At 72.4% G+C, this 16,760-nt stretch carries 14 protein-coding genes; 6 read left to right on the plus strand and 8 right to left on the minus strand.

Annotated features, from left to right (window positions below):
* Positions 1-47: 47 nt before the first annotated feature.
* Positions 48-1,499 (minus strand): chain-length determining protein, encoded by a 1,452-nt coding sequence (locus H2038_RS08770; RefSeq protein WP_292111776.1) that lies wholly within the window; start codon positions 1,497-1,499, stop codon positions 48-50.
* A gap of 124 nt (positions 1,500-1,623) precedes the next feature.
* Between H2038_RS08770 and H2038_RS08775 the strand changes: the two genes are divergently transcribed.
* A complete protein-coding gene (locus H2038_RS08775) occupies positions 1,624-2,394 on the plus strand; it encodes a polysaccharide biosynthesis/export family protein (protein WP_292111779.1) in 771 nt (256 codons plus the stop codon).
* Positions 2,395-2,415: 21 nt separating this feature from the next.
* Here the strand turns inward: H2038_RS08775 and H2038_RS08780 are convergent, their stop codons facing one another.
* On the minus strand, positions 2,416-2,718 hold the full coding sequence (locus H2038_RS08780; protein WP_292111782.1) for a sel1 repeat family protein: 303 nt from the start codon (positions 2,716-2,718) through the stop codon (positions 2,416-2,418).
* 214 nt (positions 2,719-2,932) lie between these two features.
* Positions 2,933-3,652 carry a glutathione S-transferase N-terminal domain-containing protein gene (locus H2038_RS08785; protein WP_292111784.1) on the minus strand — a complete coding sequence of 240 codons (720 nt, stop codon included), beginning with the start codon at positions 3,650-3,652 and terminating at the stop codon, positions 2,933-2,935.
* A 155-nt stretch (positions 3,653-3,807) separates the two neighbouring features.
* Here H2038_RS08785 and H2038_RS08790 point away from each other — a divergent pair, with 155 nt between their 5' ends.
* The 4 genes from H2038_RS08790 (at position 3,808) to H2038_RS08805 (ending at position 9,328) form a co-directional block, all read left to right on the plus strand.
* Entirely contained in the window at positions 3,808-4,431 is a 624-nt protein-coding gene (locus H2038_RS08790; RefSeq protein WP_292111787.1) for an RcnB family protein, read from the plus strand.
* A 153-nt stretch (positions 4,432-4,584) separates the two neighbouring features.
* Complete coding sequence (locus H2038_RS08795; RefSeq protein WP_292111790.1) at positions 4,585-5,496, plus strand: RcnB family protein; 912 nt, start codon at positions 4,585-4,587, stop codon at positions 5,494-5,496.
* A gap of 104 nt (positions 5,497-5,600) precedes the next feature.
* On the plus strand, positions 5,601-7,826 hold the full coding sequence (locus tag H2038_RS08800) for an RNA degradosome polyphosphate kinase (RefSeq protein WP_292111793.1): 2,226 nt from the start codon (positions 5,601-5,603) through the stop codon (positions 7,824-7,826).
* Positions 7,826-9,328: a Ppx/GppA family phosphatase gene (locus H2038_RS08805; protein ID WP_292111796.1), complete on the plus strand. Its 1,503-nt coding sequence runs from the start codon at positions 7,826-7,828 to the stop codon at positions 9,326-9,328. Before H2038_RS08800 ends, H2038_RS08805 begins: the two co-directional genes overlap by 1 nt.
* Positions 9,329-9,332: 4 nt before the next feature.
* Here H2038_RS08805 and H2038_RS08810 read toward each other — a convergent pair whose 3' ends face one another.
* The 3 genes from H2038_RS08810 to H2038_RS08820 all read right to left on the minus strand — a co-directional run bounded on the left by H2038_RS08810 (position 9,333) and on the right by H2038_RS08820 (position 11,582).
* The gene (locus H2038_RS08810) at positions 9,333-9,881 is read right to left on the minus strand and encodes a hypothetical protein (RefSeq protein WP_292111799.1); all 549 of its coding nucleotides are present in this window, start codon (positions 9,879-9,881) and stop codon (positions 9,333-9,335) included.
* A gap of 34 nt (positions 9,882-9,915) precedes the next feature.
* Complete coding sequence (locus H2038_RS08815; RefSeq protein WP_292111802.1) at positions 9,916-10,548, minus strand: isoprenylcysteine carboxylmethyltransferase family protein; 633 nt, start codon at positions 10,546-10,548, stop codon at positions 9,916-9,918.
* Positions 10,549-10,625: 77 nt separating this feature from the next.
* A complete protein-coding gene (locus tag H2038_RS08820) occupies positions 10,626-11,582 on the minus strand; it encodes a M28 family peptidase (RefSeq protein WP_292111805.1) in 957 nt (318 codons plus the stop codon).
* Positions 11,583-11,711: 129 nt separating this feature from the next.
* Between H2038_RS08820 and ligA the strand changes: the two genes are divergently transcribed.
* A complete protein-coding gene (gene ligA / locus H2038_RS08825; RefSeq protein WP_292111808.1) occupies positions 11,712-14,051 on the plus strand; it encodes an NAD-dependent DNA ligase LigA in 2,340 nt (779 codons plus the stop codon).
* Here ligA and H2038_RS08830 read toward each other — a convergent pair whose 3' ends face one another.
* Together H2038_RS08830 and H2038_RS08835 are read right to left on the minus strand one after the other, a co-directional pair.
* Positions 14,052-15,869 carry an aspartyl protease family protein gene (locus H2038_RS08830; protein ID WP_292111810.1) on the minus strand — a complete coding sequence of 606 codons (1,818 nt, stop codon included), beginning with the start codon at positions 15,867-15,869 and terminating at the stop codon, positions 14,052-14,054.
* Positions 15,866-16,726, minus strand: a complete 861-nt coding sequence (locus tag H2038_RS08835) for a TrmB family transcriptional regulator (RefSeq protein ID WP_292111813.1) — start codon at positions 16,724-16,726, stop codon at positions 15,866-15,868. The genes H2038_RS08830 and H2038_RS08835 overlap by 4 nt, the downstream gene beginning before the upstream one ends.
* Positions 16,727-16,760: the final 34 nt, after the last annotated feature.

The following is a 16,760-nucleotide window of genomic DNA, read 5'->3' on the forward strand; positions in this document are numbered from 1 at the left end:
CGAATCGCTACGCGCCGTTCACCACACCCTACGGTAACACGGGCGGGTCAGCGGGCCTTCACCGGAGCGACGGCGAGCACCGGAAGATCGAGCGTCCGCCCCGTTGAGGCCGGCGTGGCGTAGCCCCGGCGCGTGAACACCCGCAGCAGGCCGACGCACAGGGCGGTGAAGGCGGCGAACAGGAACACCACCGCCAGCAGGGGCGCCTTCAGGCTGCTGCCCCGCGTCGGGGCCTGGGCGCGCTCCAGAACGGTGACGTTGTCCGCGCCGGCGGCGACGAGGGCGCGATCCGCGCGGGACTGGCTCTCGCGCTGCTGGAAGTCGCGGATGGCGGCCGTCAGCGTCTCGCGGTTGCCGGCGAGGGTGGCGTGGGTCGACTCCAGCCGCGTCAGCTCGGCCAGCCGCCCGCGCAGGGTCGTCAGCTGCCCTTCGAGCACCCGCAGGCGGGCCGCCAGCGCGTCGCGGTCGGCGGCGGCGTTGATCCGCGCCGTCTCGATTTCGGTGAAGATCGCGCTGGGGCCGGTGCGGACCTCCTTGGCGCCCACCGCGGTCCCGGTCGCCACGAAGGCCTGGAGCTGGGCGATCTGCTCGTCGATGTCGCGCACCGGCTGGGCGTCCTCGGTGTAGCGGGCGAGCAGGTTCTCCCGCTGGGTCCGCAGCTGCAGGATCTGGTCCTGGGCCGAGATGTTCAGGTCCTGCTGCAGCACGACCTCCGCCGGCTGCTGCGCCAGCTGCGCCTCCAGGGTGGCGAGACGCTGGCTGGCCTGCTGCAGCTGGGCGCGCACCGACAGCGTCTCGGCCGAGACCGTCTGGAAATTGGCCGCGAGCGTCGCCTTGGCCGTGGCGAAGTCGCCGATGTCGTTGGACTGCAGGAAGGCTTCGTAGGCGGCGTCGGCCGAGGCGAGGTCGTCCTCGAAGGCCTCCCGCTGCGCCGCATAGGGCGCGGGGTCGGCGCGGTCGCGGAACACTTCGCGGCGCCGCACGAGGTACTGGTCGACGAGGGCGTTGAGCACCCTCGCCGCCCGCTGCGGATCGCCGGAGCGATAGGAGACCGAGATGATGGCGCTGCCGGGCGTGACCCCCACCCCGAGGTTGTTGTCGAGCACCTTGAGCGCCGCGGTCTCCTTCTCGGCCGCGGTTCCGGCCGCGTCGTCCCCGAGGATCGCCGCCGGGCCCACCGCGCGCACCGTGCGGCGCTTGACCTCAAGGCTGCCGAGGATGGCGGCTTCCGACTGCGCCACCGCGTCCGCCTCCAGCGGCTGGCCGCCGCGGTCCTGCTGGGCCCCGACGCGGGGCTGGTAGACGTACTCCTGCCCGACCCCGGCGTAGACGCTGGCGCTGGCCGTGTAGGACTTCTTGAGCGTCAGCACGGCGGCCGCCCCCAGCGCGAAGATGGCCAGGAACACCACGATCATCAGCAGCAGTTCGCGGAACAGCAGGCCGACGACGTCAGCGAAGCCGTAGCGCGGGCGGACTGTGGTGTAGGCCGTCGTGCGCATGCGGGCGGACTGATTCCATCGAACGGGACTGACCGGCGCAGCCTTCGCCCACCGGCGTTAACCATGGGTTACCCATAGCCGGACCACCCTGCCCTCGACGCCGCTGCACCGGAGCGATTCCGCCATGTCCATCCATCGCCGCACCCTTCTCCTCGGCCTCGCCGGGGTCGGCGGCGCGATGACCGCAGGATGCGGTGGCGTGGGCGATCCCTGGGGCGGGGAGCCGGCCTGGGCCTCGTCGCCGGCGCCGGGCGCCGCCCGGGTGCGACAGACCGGGCCGCACGCCTTCCCCGAAGTCGCCTTCGCCGACTGGACCGACGCCGAGCCCGAGTACGTGCTCTATCCCGGCGACGAGATCGAGATCGCCACCCCGACCGCCCCGGAGTTGACCCGCACCCTGCGCGTCGGCCCGGACGGGCGGGTCTCCCTGCCGCTGGTCGGACAGATCATGGCCGCGGACCGCACCCTGGCGGAGCTGGAGGCGGATGCGTCCGACGCTTTCGCGGGGCAGCTGCGCCGACCAGTGGTCGAGATCACCCTGAAGACGGCCGGGCCGATCCGCGTCTGGGTGGGCGGCGAGGTGCGCACGCCGGGCATGATCGAGATGACGGGGGACCTCGACGCCTACCAGGCGATCATCCAGGCGGGGGACTTCCTGCCCTCGGCCCGGCCGCAGGAAGTGGCGCTGATCCGTCGCGGGCCGGGCGGGGTGCGCATGATGCGCCCGCTCGACCTGCGGCCCCGCCGCGGCGAGGTGGCGGCCCTGCGGCGCGGCGACATCCTCTACGTCCCCCGCTCCACGCTCGGCGAGGTCGCCAACTTCGTCACCCAGTTCCGCAACGCCCTGCCGATCGGCTTCAGCTACGCGATCGGCGGGCAGTACCAGTCGTTCTGAGCGGCTGGCGGCGGGCGGCCCTCAGGCCGCCAGGGTCACCACGCCGGCGTCGATCCAGCGGCGCGCGGCCTTCTGGGCTTCGCTGATCTCCTCGCGATCCATCTCCTGGCTCATCTCGCGGCGGTAGACGCGCGCCTCGATGGAGCCCTTCATGGCCGCCAGGTTGAAGATCATGTGGGCCGAGACCCGGTCCATCGGGCAGCCGCCCTGGCCGGTCGAGTACATCATGCCCAGACGGAACAGGTCGTCGCCGCTCATGTCCGCGGTCGGCAGGGGCAGGCCCTGCTCCTCGCTGATCGCCGGCGCGTGTTCTTGCGCGTTCATCACCGTATCTCCCGAACCGGAGCCCTTCTGGCCCCGCCCTCTGACACGGATGAAATGCCCCGCGGATTGAAGTTAAAGTTAACAACGAAGGCCGGATGGTACGAATTCAGACCCACGGGAGCGAATACTTCGCCGCTGTAAACACCTCTGAAATGCTTCGGTAATCTCCGCTTCACGCGGCCTAACAAGGAGTCAGCGAGAGCTTGCGGACTGGTTACCGGCCTCTCTGGCCGAACAGCACCTTCCGCGCCTGCTCCGCCTCCTTGCCGGCGGCCGCCAGGTTGCGGCGGAGGTCGTCGCCGAGCGCCCGGCCCGCCCTGACCGCCGGCCGCGCGCCGACCCGTTCGCGCCACGCCTTCAGGTGGGGAAACTCCGCGAGATCCTGCCCCTGCAACGCCGGCAGGATCCACGGCCAGATCGTCATGTCGGCGATCGAATAGTCGCCGGCGACGAAGTCGCGGTCGCCGAGCCGGCGGTCCAGCACCCCGTAGAGCCGGTGCGCCTCATCGGTGTAGCGACGGACGCCGTAGGCCAGATGCCGCTGGTCGAGGGTCAGGGCCGGCGCATACTGGCGGAAGTGGTGCGTCTGGCCCGCCATGGGCCCCAGACCTCCGACCTGCCAGAACAGCCATTGATCAACCTCCGCCCGGCGCCGCGGCTCCTGCGGATAGTAGCGGCCCGACTTGAGGCCGAGGTACTGCAGGATCGCCCCCGACTCGAAGATCGACAGCGGCGCGCCGTCAGGTCCCTCCGGATCGACGATGGCGGGCATGCGGCCGTTCGGGCTGATGGCCTGGAAGTCCGGCGCGAACTGCTCGCCCGCGCCGATGTTCACAGGGCGCATCTCGTAGGGCAGGCCCATTTCCTCGAGCGCGATCGAGATCTTCCAGCCGTTCGGCGTGGGCCAGTACCAGAGCTGGATGGGGCGGGTCATGGCGGCTCCTTTCGACCGGAAGTGGCCCTGCCGCCCCTCGCGCGCAACCGTAGCGGCCGGCGCCCCGTTCAGGGGCAGTTCATCCGCGGGCGGACATCGTTCGGCAGGCAAACCGGTCGGCCGCCTGTCGGGCTCCGGCCCGGAAGGAGAGTGACATGAACCGCTTCACGAGGGCCGCCGTCGTTGCACTGGCGCTGGCCACCACCGCCGCCCCGCTCGCCGCCGAGGCGCAGAGCCGCGGCGATCGCCGCGAATGGCGCCAGGACCGCCGCGAGGATCGGCGCGAGTACCGGCAGGACCGCCGCGAGGATCGGCGCGACTTCCGCCGCGAGCGCCGCGACGATCGCCGTGACTGGCGCCGCGGCGAGTACGACAACCGGCGTGACTACCGTCAGGATCGTCGCGAGGACCGGCGGGACTTCCGGCGCGAGCGTCGCGACGACCGGCGCGACTTCCGCCAGGAGCGCCGCTGGGACCGCAACAACAGGGACTGGTGGCGCGGCCGCAGCGACTTCCGCGACTACCGCGGCGCCCGTCACGGCTACTGGTACGCGCCGAGCTACGGCTACTACCGGGTGGAGCCGCGCTATTACGGCTATCGCTGGCAGCGGGGCGGCTACCTCCCGCCGGCCTACCGCGGCTATTACGTCCGCGACCCGTACGTCTACGGCCTGCGCCCGGCGCCCCGCGGCTACCGCTATGTGCACGCCGGCGACGACATCGTGCTGATCGCCATCGCCACCGGGCTGATCGCCAGCGTTCTGTACGACGTCTTCTAGGCGAGACCCGCTCGCGCCGACCCGAACGCCCCGCGGTTCCGCCGCGGGGCGTTTCTGCATGCATATCCATGCCGCCGTTCAGTCCCGGTTCAGCCTGCGCCGACGAGGCTTTCCACAAGCCGTCTGACAGGGGCGTGCGGAGAACATACGAGAATGAAACGCTCATTGATGGTTGCAGCGGCGATCGCGTCCTTCGTCGTCCCCGCCGCCGCGCCGTTGACCGTCCTCGCCCAGGACGGGGAACACCGGGGCGGGCGCCGCGGCGCCGCCCTGCAGAACGGGGCGGAGGAAAGGGTCCAGCGGCAGGCGGAAGCCCGCCCGGAACGCCCCCGCCCCCCGCGCGCGGAACCGCCGCGTCAGGAACGTCGGGAGGACCGGCAGGAACGCCGCGAGGAACGGCGGGACGATCGCCAGGAGCGGCGCGAGGACCGGCGGGGGCAGCGGGCCGATCGTCCGACCCCGCCGCCCCAGTGGCGACAGGACCGGCAGGAGCGTCGCGAAGACCGTCGGGACGACCGCCAGGAGCGCCGCGAGGACCGGCGCGACGACCGGCAGGACCGCCGCGAGGGCAGGCCCGAAGACCGGCAGGAGCGCCGCGAGTGGCGTCAGGATCGCCGCGAGGATCGCCGCGACTGGCGTCAGGACCGGCGTGAGGACCGGCGTGAGGACCGGCGCGAGCGACGGGAAGACCGGCGTGAGTACCGGGAATTCCGCAACCGCTTCAACGCCGATCACTGGCGTCGGGACTGGAACCGCCGGCACGGACGCGACTGGTGGCGGCACGACCGTCGCTGGCGGGGCTTCTCCGGGGTCCGGATCGGCTTCTATTTCGCGCCGGGCCACGGCTACTACAGCGTTCCCCGCAGCTACTGGGGCCAGCGCTGGCATGCCGGCCAGTACCTGCCCTCGATCTTCTGGCGCTACCGCCTCGACGACTGGCGGACCTACGGCCTCGGCTATCCGCCGGTCGGGACGCGCTGGGTGCTCGTCGACAACCACATCTATCTGATCGACGAGTTCGACGGCTACATCATCGAGGTCGTGTACGACGCCTGGAGCTGGTAGTCCGTCAGGACACGGAGTGAACGCCGGCCGGGCAGGCGCCCGGCCGGCGTTCTTCTTTCCGACGCAAGGTTGCGGACGCCCGCGCGCCGCGTCAGAACCGCTGCATGAGCGATGCGGCGATCGGCGACACCACCTCGGGTGCGGAGGTCCCCTCCTCCCGCGCCCCCCAGTTGCAGCTGTCGGAAGAGCTGATGGCTTCGCCGACGCGGTTCTTCAATCGCGAGATCTCGTGGCTGGCGTTCAATGGCCGGGTGCTGGAGGAGGTCGCCAACGCGGCTCACCCGCTGCTGGAGCGCCTGCGCTTCCTGTCCATCTCGGCGAACAACCTCGACGAATTCTTCATGACCCGCGTCGCCGGCCTCAAGGGCCAGGTGCGGGAGCGGGTGCGCGTCGTCTCGGCCGACGGCCTGACCCCGAGCGAGACCCTGGATCGCGTCAACCGCGCCGCGGGCGGCCTGATGACGGAACAGCAGCGGCACTGGCGCCGGCTGCGCAAGGAGCTGGCGGCCGCCGGCATCGAGGTGGTGGACGCGAGCCGCATCACCCGGACGGAACGGGAACGGCTGGAGCCCGAGTTCCTGACCCAGCTCTTCGCCGTGCTGACGCCCATGGCCATCGACCCGGCGCACCCGTTCCCCTTCCTGCCCAACCTCGGCTTCTCGCTCGCGCTCAAGGTCAAGCGACGGTCGGATCGCCGGATCCTGTACGCCCTGGTGCCGGTGCCGACGCAGGTGAAGCGCTTCTGGCCGTTGCCCACGGACGGGCGATCCAAGCCTGGGCGCAAGCGGTTTGTGACCCTCGAGAGCCTGCTGACCCTGTTCATCGACCACCTGTTCCCCGGCTGCGACGTGCTGGAGCGGGGCGTGTTCCGGCTGATCCGGGACAGCGACATCGAGATCGAGGAGGAGGCGGAGGACCTCGTCATGGAGTTCGAGGAGGCCCTCAAGCAGCGCCGCCTCGGCTCGGTCGTGCGCATCAAGATCGAGGCCTCCATGCCCGACGATCTGCGCACCTTCATCACCGACCAGCTGATGGCGGCGCCGGAGGACATCGTCCTCGTCGACGGCATGCTCGGCCTGGCCCAGCTGTCCGAATTGATCCCCGGCGGCCATCCCGACCTGAAGTTCCCCGGCTACGAGCCGCGCTACCCGGAGCGGGTCCGCGACCACGGCGGCGACATCTTCGCCGCTGTCCGCGAGAAGGACATGCTGATCCACCACCCGTTCGAGAGCTTCGACGTGGTGGTCCAGTTTCTCCGCCAGGCGGCGCGCGATCCGAACGTCATCGCCATCAAGCAGACCCTCTACCGGACCTCCCGCGACAGCCCGATCGTGGCCGCGCTGATCGAGGCGGCGGAGAACGGCAAGAACGTCACGGCGCTCGTGGAGCTCAAGGCGCGGTTCGACGAGGAGGCCAACCTGCGCTGGGCCCGGGCCATGGAGCGCGCCGGGGTCCATGTCGTCTTCGGCTTCGTCGAGTACAAGACCCACGCCAAGCTCAGCGTCGTGGTCCGGCGCGAGGGCGACGGGCTGAAGACCTACTGCCACTTCGGCACCGGCAACTATCACCCGATCACCGCGCGCATCTACACGGACCTCAGCCTGTTCAGCAGCGATCCGGTGCTGGCCCGCGACGCCGCCCGGGTGTTCAACTACATCACCGGCTACGCCCAGCCCGACGAGCTGGAGGCCCTGGTCGTCTCGCCCCTGAACATGAAGCAGACGCTGATCGACCTGATCGGCCGGGAGATGACCGCCGCCGCCCAGGGCAAGCCGGCGGCGATCTGGGCCAAGATGAACGCCCTCGTCGACCCGGAGATCATCGACGCCCTGTATCGCGCCAGCCAGTGGGGCGTGCGCATCGAGCTGGTGGTGCGCGGCATCTGCTGCCTGCGCCCGGGCGTCGAGGGCCTCAGCGAGAACATCCGGGTCAAGTCGATCGTCGGCCGCTTCCTCGAGCACAGCCGCATCGTCGCCTTCGCCAACGGGCGCGACCTGCCCAACGACCGGGCGAAGCTGTTCATCTCGTCCGCCGACTGGATGCCCCGCAACCTGGATCGCCGGGTCGAACTGATGACCCCGGTGCGCAACGCCACCGTCCACGACCAGGTGCTGGACCAGATCATGGTCGCCAATCTCAAGGACGACGCCCAGAGCTGGCTCCTCGAGCCTGACGGGACCTACCGCCGGGTGGCTCCGCTGGATCCGGAGCGGCCGTTCTCCGCCCACCGCTACTTCATGACCAACCCCAGCCTCTCGGGCCGGGGCCGCAAGGTGAAGACCCTGCCCGGACAGCTGCGCTACGAACGGCCCGAGCGGAAGCCGGCCTGATGCCCGAGCTCGCCCCGGCGGTCGCCCCGCCGCACGACATCGCGGCCATCGACATCGGCTCGAACTCGGTCCGGCTGGTGCTGTACCGGCTGGAGGGCCGGGCGATCTGGACGGTCTTCAACGAGAAGGTGCTGGCCGGCCTGGGCCGCGACCTGCCGCGGACGGGATGCCTCTCCGCCGACGGCGTCGAACAGGCCGTCGTGGCGCTCAAGCGCTTCGCCGCCGTCATCGAGGGGGTCCGGCCCGCCCACGCCTTCGTCGCCGCCACCGCGGCCGTGCGGGAGGCCGAGGACGGCACGGCCTTCTGCGAGCGGATCGCCGCCGAGACCGGGCTCGTCATCCGCGTCCTGTCGGGCGAGGCCGAGGCCCGCTACGCCGGGCTCGGCGTCGTCGCCGGCATTCCCGACGCGCATGGCGTGGCGGGCGACCTCGGCGGCTCCAGCCTGGAGCTGGTCCGCGTCGAGGAGGGGCGGATCAGCCCCGGGGTGACCCTGCCGCTCGGGCCGTTCGCCATGGGCGACCTGCGCCACCTCGATCTCCCCGCCCGGCAGGCCGAGGTCGCGCGCCGCCTGAAGCCGGCGGAGGCGTTCGCCACGGACACCCTCTATGCGGTCGGCGGCGCCTGGCGCACCCTCGCCCAGGCGCACATGAGCCTGAGCGGCTATCCCCTCCACGTGGTGCACCAGTTCCGGCTCGGCGCCGCCGAAGCCCGCGAGACGGCGCGCCTGATCGCCCGCCAGTCGAAAGGCTCGCTGGAGAAGTGGCCCGGGCTGACGAAGAAGCGGGCCGAGACCCTCCCCCACGCGGCCTTGGTGCTGGAGGCGCTGATCGAGCGCCTCGGGCTGAAGCAGATCGTGCTCTCCGCCTGGGGCGTGCGCGAGGGCCTGCTGTTCGAATCGCTCGACGCCGACACCGCCGCCGCCGACCCCCTGCTCGCGGGGTGCTCCGCGCTCGGCGCGCGGCAGGGGATCTCCCCCACCCTGCCCGGGGCCCTCCACGCCTGGGTGGAGCCGGTGCTCGGCGGCCTGGCGCCGTCGTTCGACCGCGCCCGCGACTCGGTTCTGATCGACGCCGCCTGCCGGCTCGCCGACGTCGGGGCCCGGCTGCACCCGGACCACCGGGTGGAGCTGGCCTTCGACCAGGTGCTCCGCGCCCCGGTGCCGGGCCAGACCCACGCCGAGCGGGCCTGGCTGGCGACGGCGGTCAACGCCCGCTACGGCGGTCCCTCGGCCACGCCCGAGCCGGCGACCGTGGAACGTCTGCTGACGGACGAGCAACGGCAGGGGGCGCGCGCCGCCGGGCTCGCCATCCGGCTGGCCTGCGATCTCTCCGGTCGCTCGCCGCAGCTCCTGGTCAACGCCCGCGCCGGCGTGCGGGACGGACGGCTGGTGCTGTCCGCCGCCGAGGGCTACGCCGACGTGCTGCTGGGCGAGCAGACGCGGCGGCGCGGCAAGGCCCTGGCCGAGGCCATGGGGCTGAAGCTGGACATCGAGGCGGGCTGAGCCCTCAGTCGCCCATCCACCAGCGCAGGCGCACCGCCTGCGGGCGTGCGTCGCCGATCTTCAGCGAACCGGTCAGGACCGCGCTCTCGTCGCCGAGATTGCGCCGCGCCGTCGCCAGAGCGCCCTGGTCCAGACGGCCGTCGAACCGGACGAGGCCCAGTTTCGCAGAGCGGCCCTCGAAGCGCACCTGCACATCGCTGACCTCGTAGGAGGTCGGCAGCACCCGGGCGACATCGGCCGCGGCCTCGCCCGGCGCCGATCCGGCGGCGGAAGAGCCGGCCTTGTGGAACTGGAGCATGACCGGCGCGAAGCTCGCGCTGCGCTCGCCGGCCGCCCACGCCTGGAATTCCGGGGCCTGGCCGACGAAGACGTGGTCCAGCTTCCACGGGCCGGCGCGGACCTCGCCCATCGGCATGAAGTAGCCCGACAGGTCCCCGGCCGCGGCGTAGGTGAAGGCCGGCGCCGCGCCCGGGGCGCGGCCTTCCGACGGAGTCTCGCCGCACCCCGAGAGGGCGAGGGCGGCGACGGTGGCGATCAGGGCTGTGCGGTGCATCGTCTGTCCGGAACGGCCGGGGGGCCGGCGTGATCTAGGGAAGGTGCGCCAGCACCTTGAGCCAGTGGGCGGACTGACCGGCGTCGATGAGTTCGAACAGCGGGATGGCCAGCAGGAAGACGAGGCCGTCGCGGATCGTCAGCAGGAACAGGGACGGCCGGATGGTCAGCTCATCGGCATCGCGCCACAGGTCGAAGCGCGGCCAGAAGCGCGGGGTGCGACGGGCGTAGGCGGCGTAGGCGGCGCCGAACTCGCGCTGCAGCCAGGCCTCTTCGCGCCGGACGGTGAAGTGGAACACCAGCATCGCCGCGAGCACGAAGGCGACGGCGATCGTCAGACTGCCGCTCTGCGCCCCGATGCCGAACGCGCCGAAGAAGCTGAAGACGTAAAGCGGGTTGCGGGTGATCGAATAGGGCCCGCGATCCACCACCACGGCCTTCTTTCGCCCGCCGATGTAGAGGGTGCACCAGGCGCGGCCAACGATGGAGAACACGATGGCCGCCAGGCCCGCCGCCTCCACCGATTCGTGCCAGGCGCCGTCCACGCCGCCGATCGACTGGCTCACCAGCGACAGGCCCAGCAACAGCAGCAGGGCCATGGCGACGGCGACCTTGCGCATCTTCTGGATGACGCCGAGGTCCAGGGCTTCGAATGGGGTCGGGTTCATCGGCGCCTCCTGCGGCCAGCGAACGCTCAAACCTTGACCATTTCAAGCCTGTATCCGCCGGCTGCCGGCGTCGTCGCCTAGCGGTCGAGGCTCCGGTCCAGCGCCCGGAAGGCGTCGATCGACAGGCGCGTGGCGCTGACGAACACCTCCGGCGTGATCCGCTCGAAATCGTCCGACGGCCGATGGTAGTCCGGGTGGTAGTTCACGCCCAGATAGAGGAACGGCACGCCCGCCCGGTGGAAGGCCGCGTGGTCGGAGGCCTCGACCCAGTTGTCCTCGCCGGTGTCCTGCGGCGTGTCCTTGCCGAAAGCGAGGGCCACCGCCCCGTCGGTGGGGAGCGGCTCGAGGATCGGCCGGAGATCGGGATGCTGGTAGGTGCCGGTGACCCAGAGCTTGCCGTCCGTCTCCGCCCGCGCCGTCATGTCGAAGTTCAGGTTCAGGGCGATCGAAGCCAGCGGGACCGGCGGAGCCTCGACGAAATGCTTCGCCCCCAGCAGCCCGCGCTCCTCGCCATCCAGGGCGACCAGGATGACGCTGTGGTCCGGCGCCTGCCGCTTCAGCTCCGCGGCGAGGGCCAGCATGGTCGCCACGCCCGAGGCGTTGTCGTCGGCGCCGTTGTAGATCTGGCCGCCGGAGACGCCGACGTGGTCATAGTGGGCCGTGACCACGATGTAGCGGTCCGCCGCCCGCGTGCCCGGGATCACGCCGAGAATGTTGACGCCGTTGAAGGTGCGCGGCCCCTCGCGGGTGCGGCCGGTCATCTCCCAGGGCTGCAGCCGCCCCATCATCGGCGGCTGGACGCCGAGCGCCTCCAGCCGGCCGACGATGTAGTTCCGCGCCGCCTCGCCGCCGGCGGAGCCGGTGTCACGCCCCTGCATCTCGTCCGAGGCGAGGATCCGCACGTCCTCCAGCAGCTGGGCCTGGAAGGCGGGCGCGGTGGCCGACGGCGCCGGCGGGGCCCCGGCCGGAGCGGCGCAGGCCGCCAGCAGCAGGGCGACGGCGGCGGCGACGGGGGACGAACGGAACACGCGCATGGGGACTCCTCGGCAGGCGGCGACGCTAGCCGCCCGCGCCCCGCCCGTCAGATTAACTCTCTGTCATGACGGCGGGCGCCGCGACGCGGCGGCCGATGCTAGAAGGATCGCCCGATTCCGGAGCCGTGGATGTCCGAGCAGCCCGTCGACCAGTTGAGCGAAAGCGAGGCCCGCGCCGAGCTGGACCGCCTCGCGGCCCTCCTCCGTCACCACGACGCGCTCTACTACCGGCACGACGCGCCGGAGATCCCGGACGCCGAGTATGACGCGCTGAAGCGGCGGGCGCTGGAGATCGAGGACCGGTTCCCCGACCTCACCACGGCCGAGTCGCCGTCGCAGACCGTGGGCGCCGCGGTCGCCGCCCAGTTCGCGCCCGTGCGGCACGGCGTGCCCATGCTGTCGCTGGACAACGCCTTCGCGCCGGAGGAGGTGACGGACTTCGCCGCCCGCGTCCGGCGCTTCCTCAAGCTCGCGTCGGACGAGCCCGTCGCCTTCGTCGCCGAGCCCAAGATCGACGGCCTGTCCGCCAGCCTGCGCTACGAGGATGGCGTGCTGGTCACCGGCGCCACCCGCGGCGACGGCCGCACGGGCGAGGACGTGACCGCCAACCTGCGCACGCTCGGGGATATCCCGCCGCGCCTCGCCGGATCGGGCTGGCCGGCGGTCATCGAGGTGCGGGGCGAGGTCTACGCCCCCAACGACGCCTTCGACGCCTTCAACGCCGCCGCCGAGGCGGCGGGAACGCGGACCTACGCCAATCCCCGGAACTTCGCCGCCGGCTCGCTGCGGCAGAAGGATCCGGCCGTCACCGCGACCCGCCCGCTGCGCTTCTTCGCCTACGCCTGGGGCGAGACCTCGGCCCCGATCGCCGCGACCCAGTGGGAGGCGCTGCAGGCGCTCCGGTCGTGGGGCTTCCCGGTCAACGACCGGTCGCAGCGGGTCGAGAACGCCGAAGGGCTGATGGCCCTGTACGAGCGGCTGCAGGCCGACCGGGCGACGCTGGGCTATGACATCGACGGCGTGGTCTACAAGGTCGACCGGCTGGACTGGCAGGCGCGGCTCGGCTTCGTCGCCCGCACCCCCCGCTGGGCCATCGCCCACAAGTTCCCCGCGCAGCAGGCGCAGACGGTGCTGGAAGGCATCGACATCCAGGTCGGCCGGACGGGCTCGCACACCCCGGTCGCGCGCCTGCACCCGGTGACCGTCGGCGGCGTCGTGGTGCGCAACGCGACCCTGCACAACGCCGACGAGATCGCCCGCCTCGACGTCCGCCTGGGCGACACCGTCGTCCTGCAGCGGGCCGGCGACGTGATCCCCCAGATCCTCGGCGTCGTCGACCCCGGGCGGCCCGGCCGCGGAGCTCCCTACGAATTCCCCCGGACCTGCGCCTGCCCGCTGGAGACGGCGCTGGTGAAGGAGACCACGGCCTCGGGCGCGGAATCGGTGGTGCGCCGCTGCACCGGCGAGCTGGCCTGTCCGTTCCAGCGCATCGAGCACCTCAAGCACTTCGTCAGCCGTCGCGCCTTCGACATTGAAGGTCTTGGCGAAAAGCAGCTCACCGCCTTCCACGAGCGCGGCTGGATCCGGGAGCCGGCCGACATCTTCCGCCTCGCCCGCGATGAGGCGCGGCTGGCGGAGCTCCGCGCCGAGGAGGGCTATGGCGACACCAGCGTGCGCAACCTCGTCGCCGGCATCGAGGGCCGGCGCTCGATCGCGCTGGACCGCTTCATCTACGCCCTCGGCGTCCGCGACATCGGCGAGCAGACCTCCCTCGTCCTCGCCCGGGCGTTCGAGACCTGGACGGCGTTCGAGACGGCCTGCGTCGCCGCCGCCTCGGGCGTGCCGTCGGAGGCGTGGACGCGGTTGGCCGAGACCCACGCCGTGTCGCCCCGCGTGCTCCAGACGCTCGCCGCCGCCAGCCCGCCGCCGCAGGACCCGTGGCCCGAGGCGCCGCTGGACCAGAAGATCGCCCTCGCCTTCCCCGGCCTCGCCGCCCCCGCGCGGCGCGGCCTCGCAGGCCTTGCGGAGGACTGGACGGCCTTGGTGGAGCTCGCCCGGGTGGCGCGCGAGGAAGGCCCGTCCGACGCCCTCGGCCAGATCGCCGGCGTGGCCGGCGTCGGACCCGTGGCCGCCCGCGCCCTCGCCCTGTTCTTCCGCGAGCCGCACAACCGCGCCATGGTCGACGCCCTCGTCGGCGAACTCGACCGGATCGAGGACGCCGAGCGGCCGAAGACCGACACCGCCGTCGCCGGCAAGACCGTCGTCTTCACCGGCGCCCTGGAGCGCTTCACCCGCGACGAGGCCAAGGCCCGCGCCGAGGCGCTCGGGGCCAAGGTCTCCGGCTCGGTCTCGAAGAAGACGGACTACCTCGTCGCCGGCCCCGGCGCCGGCTCCAAACTGGCCGACGCGCAGAAGCACGGCGTCGCGGTGCTGACGGAGGACGAGTGGCTCGCCCTCATCGGCGGCTGATCAGTAGAAGTCGCGGCTCTGCAGGGTGCGGGTCTGGCCGCCCTCCAGCGTCAGGGACACGATCCGGCCGGCGGGACCGGTGACGACCGCCCTCAGCGCCGCCGCGTCGAGGCCCGCCGCCGGCGCGCCGTCGATGGCCGTGATCCGCTCGCCGCCGCTCCACCCGGCCTCGGCGGCGGGGGAGTTGGGCGACACCCGCTGAACCACCACCGCGTCGGCCTCCTTGCGCAGGCTGAGGCCGAGCCGGTCCTTGGCGAACGGCCGGGCCAGCGCCGCCGGATCGGCGCCGATCCACAGCCGGTCGCCGGCGAAGTCGGTGACCAGGCGGAAGCGTCCGAGCACCCCCATGCCGACGTTGCCGACCGTGCGGTCGCTGTCCACAGCGGACAGGCCCGGGGGCGGGAAGACGGCGGGCACGTCGTGCAGCTCGAAGCCGGCCAATGACACGCTGGCGATGCTGGCGATGGCGCTCTCCCGCAGTCCGCCGACGGCGCCGGACATCACCGTCGACTGCGGCCGCCCCTCCAGCAACCCCTCCGCCGCGGCGTAGGCCGGGTACACCAGCAGCGCCCCGCCGTTGCCGGTGTCGAAGTCGAACAGCGCCGGCGCCCTCCCCTCCACCGACAGCGGCACGGCGCGGATCGAACCGGTCGACACCAGCGGGATCTCCACCAGCCCCTCCGGGGCGGAGAAGCCGGCGCGTTCGTGGAAGGCCAGTCGCCGGCCGGGGAAGTCGATGTCGATGATCAGGTCGTTGAAGGCGTCCTTGCCGAGCACCACCGGCAGGGGGCGCCCCACCGCCTGGCCGATCTGCGCGAGGTCGATCACCGCCACGGTGCGGTCGGCGAAGGCGATCCCGTCCAGCGCGATATCCACCCCGCCCGCGAACCGGGCCGACCCGGTCCCGCCTGTGCCGACGGCCGTCACATCGCCCCGCATCTCGAGGCCGAGCCGCTGCGCCAGGGCGGCGTCGATCACGGTCATCTCGGCCCCGCTGTCGAGGAGGACCTCCGTCTCGACGCCGTTGATCCGGGCCGGGATGAAGATGCGCACCCCGCCGAAGAGGTTGAAGGGCATCCAGCCGGTGGAGGCGGCGCCGCCCGCGATCTCATGCGCCGGGCCGGGCCGCGGCCGGGCGAACGCCTCGTCGGACAGGTCGGGATTGGCGTCGATCGTCGTCCAGCGGATGCTGCCGTCCTCGCCGGTTCCGCCGGCGGTCGTCTCGGTGAAGGGCAGGCGCACGCCCTCGACCATGCGCCAGTCATCAAGGCGCACGAAGGCCTCGCGCCGGTCCCGCACCCGTCGCAGGCCGTAGAGGGCGCCGGTGTCCGGCTCGAGATAGAGCTCGTGCACGTCGGCGTCGCCGAAATCCACCGCGACGACGGCGAAGGTCCGTCCGTCCCGCTCCACGTCGGGACGTCGGTCCAGCCGCGCCGGGTCGTCGAGGATCGCCTCGAACATCAGCAGGGCGTCGCGGCGGAGATCCTCGGCGGCGCTGGCGGCGATGTCCTCGACCTGACCGGCGGGCGTCAGCACCCAGCCGGCCTCGCCGCGCCGGGCGCTGGCGGTGCGCACGACCCCCAGGTCGATGTCCCGGCGCAAGTCGCCCCGGGCGGTGGCGATCCCCTCCACCACGCCCTGCAGCCCGGACGCGTCGATCGCGCCGCGCGCGCGGACCGCCGTGAGCTGCTCGAAGGCCGGCCCGCCCCGCCACTGCCGATAGCGCTCCAGCAGCGGCCCCGGGTCTTCGGCCGAGGCGCCGGAGGGCAGGCCGGCGAGAACGATGGCGGCCGCGGCCGCGAGAAATGCACGGTTCATCGGGATGTCTCCTCGGAGGCAGGGGCGGGTTCCGCGGGCGCGGGATCGACCAGGGCGCGCAGGCCGCGGGGGGCGGAGCGAAGCAGCGACAGGTCGGCCAGCGGATCACGCCCCGCCGCGGCCAGATCCGCCAGCCGGATCTCCGCCGACAGGCCGCTGTGCTGGAGACAGCTGAGGTAGGCGCTGTCGCTCCAGATCGCCCGGCGCACGCCGTCCATCGCCGGCGTCATCAGCGCCACCAGATGTTCGGCGGCGTCGACGACGAGGCTCAGCTGGACGCCGGGCCAGCGGTCGGCCGGCGCCTCCGCCGCGCGGCGGGCGGTGACGCCCGCGGGAGCCGGGGCGTCCTCGTAGACGAGGCCGGCGACCCGGACGCCGCGGCCCGCGGCCGCCTCCAGCGATGCGCGCAGGGCGCGCAGGGGCGCCGGGAACAGGTCGAACAGCACGATGTCCTGCGCCGCCGCCAGCATGGCGCGGGCCCGCTCGATCACCTGGTCAGGGTCGGCGATCTGGTAGATGCGGTCGTCGACCGGCGCCCGGGCGAGGCTGGCGAGCCGGCGTTCGGCCTCGGCCTGACGCGTGGCGAAGGCCCCGCCCAGCACCGCCAGCAGCTCTTCCGGCCGCGCCGCGCGCCAGGTCCGGGCCTCCGTCTCGTCGACCATGACCGCCGCCTTGCGGCCAAGGGAGGCGAGCGCCTGGTAGACGTTCGGCGGAGCCTTCCCGACGAGCTTGGCGAGCCGATACCCCGTCGCCGGGCCGCTCGACAGCAGGGCGCAATAGAGCCGCGCCTCGAGTTCCGTAAACCCGAGGCCGGCCAGGGCCTGCTCCGCCTCCAACTGGTCCGATGTTATTTGCATACGCAAATACTATCGGCCGGCGGCGTCGCGGCCA

Source organism: Brevundimonas sp. (assembly GCF_013912005.1).
In the GTDB taxonomy this organism is placed as follows: domain Bacteria; phylum Pseudomonadota; class Alphaproteobacteria; order Caulobacterales; family Caulobacteraceae; genus Brevundimonas.

Excerpts from the sequence above, each read along its gene's own strand:
- H2038_RS08795 (WP_292111790.1), top strand. The coding sequence starts at position 4,585 with ATGAAACGCTCATTGATGGTTGCAGCGGCGATCGCGTCCTTCGTCGTC.
- H2038_RS08800 (WP_292111793.1), top strand. The coding sequence starts at position 5,601 with ATGAGCGATGCGGCGATCGGCGACACCACCTCGGGTGCGGAGGTCCCC.
- H2038_RS08775 (WP_292111779.1), top strand. The coding sequence starts at position 1,624 with ATGTCCATCCATCGCCGCACCCTTCTCCTCGGCCTCGCCGGGGTCGGC.
- H2038_RS08785 (WP_292111784.1), bottom strand. The coding sequence starts at position 3,652 with ATGACCCGCCCCATCCAGCTCTGGTACTGGCCCACGCCGAACGGCTGG.
- H2038_RS08835 (WP_292111813.1), bottom strand. The coding sequence starts at position 16,726 with ATGCAAATAACATCGGACCAGTTGGAGGCGGAGCAGGCCCTGGCCGGC.
- ligA (WP_292111808.1), top strand. The coding sequence starts at position 11,712 with ATGTCCGAGCAGCCCGTCGACCAGTTGAGCGAAAGCGAGGCCCGCGCC.
- H2038_RS08820 (WP_292111805.1), bottom strand. The coding sequence starts at position 11,582 with ATGCGCGTGTTCCGTTCGTCCCCCGTCGCCGCCGCCGTCGCCCTGCTG.
- H2038_RS08805 (WP_292111796.1), top strand. The coding sequence starts at position 7,826 with ATGCCCGAGCTCGCCCCGGCGGTCGCCCCGCCGCACGACATCGCGGCC.
- H2038_RS08810 (WP_292111799.1), bottom strand. The coding sequence starts at position 9,881 with ATGCACCGCACAGCCCTGATCGCCACCGTCGCCGCCCTCGCCCTCTCG.
- H2038_RS08790 (WP_292111787.1), top strand. The coding sequence starts at position 3,808 with ATGAACCGCTTCACGAGGGCCGCCGTCGTTGCACTGGCGCTGGCCACC.
- H2038_RS08815 (WP_292111802.1), bottom strand. The coding sequence starts at position 10,548 with ATGAACCCGACCCCATTCGAAGCCCTGGACCTCGGCGTCATCCAGAAG.
- H2038_RS08770 (WP_292111776.1), bottom strand. The coding sequence starts at position 1,499 with ATGCGCACGACGGCCTACACCACAGTCCGCCCGCGCTACGGCTTCGCT.
- H2038_RS08830 (WP_292111810.1), bottom strand. The coding sequence starts at position 15,869 with ATGAACCGTGCATTTCTCGCGGCCGCGGCCGCCATCGTTCTCGCCGGC.
- H2038_RS08780 (WP_292111782.1), bottom strand. The coding sequence starts at position 2,718 with ATGAACGCGCAAGAACACGCGCCGGCGATCAGCGAGGAGCAGGGCCTG.